Origin of the sequence: Streptomyces sp. 13-12-16 (genome assembly GCF_002114215.1) — a bacterium.
Lineage (GTDB): Bacteria > Actinomycetota > Actinomycetes > Streptomycetales > Streptomycetaceae > Streptomyces.
The window spans coordinates 8937-13124 of sequence record NZ_NCTE01001213.1 but is presented as its reverse complement, the minus strand read 5'-3'; the positions used below and the strand labels follow the sequence as shown (position 1 = coordinate 13124).

Sequence of the window (4188 nt, the reverse complement as noted above, 5' to 3'; positions counted from 1 at the left end):
CCCGGGAAGAGGAACCTCCCGGCGTTGACGCCCCGCCGAGCCCCCCTCACCCCCCGCCCCCGCGACAGCGATCTGCACGCCCTGATCGGCCAGCGCCTGCAACTCGGTCGCCGCCCGGTCGTCATGCCCGGCCGGCTCGTCCGTCACCAGTCGCGTGATCAGATCCGTGGGCACCGTCTGGAACATCGTGTCCGTACCGAGCTTGGTGTGGTCCGCGAGGACCACCACCTCCGCCGCGGCCTGCACCAATGCCCGGTCGACCGATGCCGACAGCATGTTGGACGTGGACAGCCCGCGCTCGGCGGTGAGGCCGCTCCCGGAGAGGAACGCCCGGGACACCCGCAGCCCCTGCAGGGACTGCTCGGCACCACTGCCCACCAGGGCGTAGTTCGAGCCGCGGAGCGTACCGCCGGTCATCACCACCTCCACCCGGTTGGCGTGCGCCAACGCCTGGGCGACCAGCAGGGAGTTGGTGACGACCGTGAGGCCGGGCACCCGGGCCAGCCGGCGGGCCAGCTCCTGCGTGGTGGTACCCGCGCCGACCACGATGGCCTCGCCCTCTTCCACGAAATTCGCGGCGAGGTCGGCGATGGCGGTCTTCTCGGCGGTCGCGAGATGTGACTTCTGCGGAAAACCGGACTCTCGCGTAAAACCGCCCGGCAGTACCGCACCGCCGTGCCGGCGGTCGAGGAGTCCTTCTGCCTCCAGCGCGCGCACGTCCCGCCGTACGGTCACTTCGGAGGTCTGGACGACGCGGGCGAGCTCACGGAGCGACACGGCCCCGTTCGCTCGCACCATTTCGAGGATCAATTGACGACGTTCTGCAGCGAACACGAAACTGACAGTAACGCCGACGACCGTCTGCTTTCAGCAGTTTGCGCTGAATAGCAGAAGTTGTTCGCACGGCCCCGCACCAAGTGGTATAGGACCGTCGTTTCGGACCGTCAGACCTCCTCGCCGGCCTTCCGCGTGTGCAACTGCCGTGCCACCTCGGCGATCGAGCCCGACAGCGAGGGGTAGACCGTGAAGGCGTTCGCGATCTGTTCCACCGTCAGGTTGTTGTCGACCGCGATCGAGATGGGGTGGATGAGTTCCGAGGCGCGCGGCGCGACGACCACACCGCCCACCACGATGCCGGTGCCCGGACGGCAGAAGATCTTGACGAAGCCGTCGCGGATGCCCTGCATCTTCGCGCGCGGGTTGCGCAGCAGCGGCAGCTTCACCACGCGGGCGTCGATCTTGCCGGCGTCGACGTCGGCCTGGGAGTAGCCGACGGTGGCGATCTCGGGGTCGGTGAAGACGTTCGACGAGACCGTCTTCAGGTTCAGCGGGGCCACCGCGTCGCCCAGGAAGTGGTACATGGCGATACGGCCCTGCATCGCCGCCACCGAGGCGAGCGCGAAGACGCCGGTGACGTCACCGGCGGCGTAGACGCCGGGAGCCGTCGTCCGGGAGACCTTGTCGGTCCAGATGTGGCCGGACTCCCGCAGCCTGACCCCGGCCTCCTCCAGGCCCATGCCCTCGGAGTTCGGGATGGCGCCCACGGCCATCAGACAGTGCGAGCCGGTGATGACGCGGCCGTCGGCGAGCGTCACCTCCACCCGGTCCCCGACCCGCTTCGCGGCCTGGGCCCGCGAGCGCGCCATGACGTTCATCCCGCGACGGCGGAAGACGTCCTCCAGCACGACGGCGGCGTCCGGGTCCTCGCCCGGCAGCACCCGGTCGCGCGAGGACACGAGCGTCACCTTCGAACCGAGCGCCTGGTAGGCACCGGCGAACTCGGCGCCCGTGACACCCGATCCGACCACGATGAGCTCCTCGGGGAGCTCGTTCAGGTCGTACACCTGGGTCCAGTTCAGGATCCGCTCGCCGTCGGGGCGGGCGTCCGGCAGCTCGCGCGGGTGCCCGCCGGTCGCGATCAGCACGGCGTCGGCGGTGAGCGTCTCCTCGGTCCCGTCCGCGGCGCGGACGACGACCTTCCGCGATCCGTCGAGCGCCTGCATGCCCTCCAGCCGGCCCCGCCCGCGCAGCACGCGCGCGCCGGCCCGGGTCACCGAGGCGGTGATGTCGTGGGACTGGGCCAGTGCGAGCCGCTTCACACGCCGGTTGACCTTGCCGAGGTCCACGCCCACCACCCGGGCGGCCTGCTCCATGGGCGGGGTGTCGTCGGCGACGATGATGCCCAGTTCCTCGTACGAGGAGTCGAAGGTGGTCATCACCTCGGCCGTGGCGATCAGGGTCTTGGACGGCACGCAGTCGGTGAGCACCGACGCCCCGCCCAGGCCGTCGCAGTCGACGACGGTCACCTCCGCGCCGAGCTGTGCGGCGACCAGCGCCGCTTCGTATCCGCCGGGTCCGCCACCGATGATCACGATCCGAGTCACGTACTCCATTGTCCCGCACACTTCACCGTGCGACCGCCCGGGGGCCTCAGCCGTGGCTCCCCCGTTACCGAAGGTGGCGCCCGTTCCCACTGCCGTACCCTTCCCCCATGTCGCTCTACGCCGCGTACGCCGCCAATCTCGACGCGCGGCTGATGTCCCGCCGCGCCCCGCACTCGCCGCTGCGCGCCACCGGCTGGCTGAACGGGTGGAGACTGACGTTCGGGGGCGAGCACATGGGCTGGGAGGGCGCGCTGGCCACGCTGGTCGAGGACCCGATCTCGGCGGTCTTCGTCTCCCTCTACGACATCGCCCCGATGGACGAGGAGTCCCTGGACCGCTGGGAGGGCGCGGGCGGCCTGGACCTCTACCGCCGCACCCGGGTGCGCGTGCACACCCTGGACGGCGAGGAGCCGGCCTGGACGTACGTCCTCAACAGTTACGAGGGCGGCCTCCCCGCGGCCCGCTACCTGGGCGAGATCGCCGACGCGGCGGAGTCCGCGGGCGCGCCCCACGACTACGTGATGGAACTCCGCAAGCGCCCCTGCTGACCCCCTCGGGGGAAACGACAAGACAACGATCGCCAACCCTTTCGCTCCGACATCTACGCGCGTAGGCGAATACCGGCTACCCTCATCGCGTGAACGCTTCTCTTCTTCCGGACGACATCCAGGGCGACCCGTACGCCGCAGCCGACGCCGCCGCCGCGCGCCTGCGCGAACTCACCGGCGCCGAGACCCACGACGTCGCCCTCGTGATGGGCTCCGGCTGGGCCCCGGCCGTGGACGCCCTCGGCACTCCCGAGGCCGAGCTCCAGGTCACCGAGCTGCCCGGCTTCCCGCCGCCGGCGGTGGAGGGTCACGGCGGCAAGATCCGCTCGTACGCCATCGGTGCGAAGCGGGCCCTGGTGTTCCTGGGCCGTACGCACTACTACGAGGGACGCGGGGTCGCCTCGGTGGCCCACGGCGTCCGTACGGCCGTGGCCGCCGGGGCGAAGACGATCGTCCTGACGAACGGCTGCGGGGGCCTGCGCGCGGGCATGCGTCCCGGCCAGCCGGTCCTGATCAGCGACCACATCAACCTCACGGCGACCTCGCCGATCGTCGGCGCGAACTTCGTCGACCTCACCGATCTCTACTCGCCCCGCCTGCGGGCGCTGTGCAAGGAGATCGACCCCACGCTGGAGGAGGGGGTCTACGCCCAGTTCCCCGGCCCGCACTACGAGACCCCGGCGGAGATCCGGATGGCCCGGGTGATCGGCGCGGACCTGGTCGGCATGTCGACGGTCCTCGAGGCCATCGCCGCGCGTGAGGCGGGGGCGGAGGTCCTGGGCATCTCCCTGGTCACCAACCTGGCCGCGGGGATGACGGGCGAGCCGCTGAACCACGAGGAGGTTCTCCAGGCGGGCCGGGACTCCGCGACGCGGATGGGGTCCCTGCTGGGGCAGGTGCTCGGTCGCCTGTAGGCGCGGAGCCCGCTTCTCCGGTGCGCGACGCGTTGTGACGCGCACCGGGCTGCGGCCGTCCCGGCACCTCACGGAGCGCTTCGCGCTGTTGCGGGCGGGGGAGCCGCGTTCCGGCGCGTTACGGGGTGCCCCGGCGTTGGCGTGGACCGGGGGGTCCGCGCAGCCCGGCGCTTACGGGGTGCCTCCCCCGGAGGGGGTACCCCCAGCGCCCACCCTCCCCCACCCTCGGCTGCGCTCGGGCGGGGGCACCCCCATCGCCCTGGGGGTACCTCCCAGGCCTTTGAGGCACTGGGGGAGGCACGACTGCCCGCGGTTGCGCCGCGTACGGCGGGAAGGGGACGG

4 protein-coding genes are annotated in these 4188 nt (G+C 71.5%); 2 read left to right on the top strand and 2 right to left on the bottom strand.

What is annotated here, in order from left to right:
* A partial coding sequence (locus B7767_RS37945; RefSeq protein WP_085575957.1) for a DeoR/GlpR family DNA-binding transcription regulator occupies nucleotides 1-834 on the bottom strand: 834 nt, incomplete at its 3' end.
* 110 nt (nucleotides 835-944) lie between these two features.
* A complete protein-coding gene (locus B7767_RS37940) occupies nucleotides 945-2405 on the bottom strand; it encodes an NAD(P)H-quinone dehydrogenase (protein ID WP_352382579.1) in 1461 nt (486 codons plus the stop codon).
* An 86-nt stretch (nucleotides 2406-2491) separates the two neighbouring features.
* Between B7767_RS37940 and B7767_RS37935 the strand changes: the two genes are divergently transcribed.
* Both B7767_RS37935 and B7767_RS37930 read left to right on the top strand, forming a co-directional pair.
* Complete coding sequence (locus B7767_RS37935) at nucleotides 2492-2932, top strand: gamma-glutamylcyclotransferase (protein ID WP_085575955.1); 441 nt, start codon at nucleotides 2492-2494, stop codon at nucleotides 2930-2932.
* Between the two features lie 89 nt (nucleotides 2933-3021).
* Complete coding sequence (locus tag B7767_RS37930) at nucleotides 3022-3846, top strand: purine-nucleoside phosphorylase (RefSeq protein WP_073932136.1); 825 nt, start codon at nucleotides 3022-3024, stop codon at nucleotides 3844-3846.
* The last annotated feature ends 342 nt before the right edge of the window (nucleotides 3847-4188 follow it).

Bases quoted from the DNA above. Each gene is read 5' to 3' on its own strand.
- B7767_RS37935 (WP_085575955.1), top strand. From the start codon at position 2,492: ATGTCGCTCTACGCCGCGTACGCCGCCAATCTCGACGCGCGGCTGATG.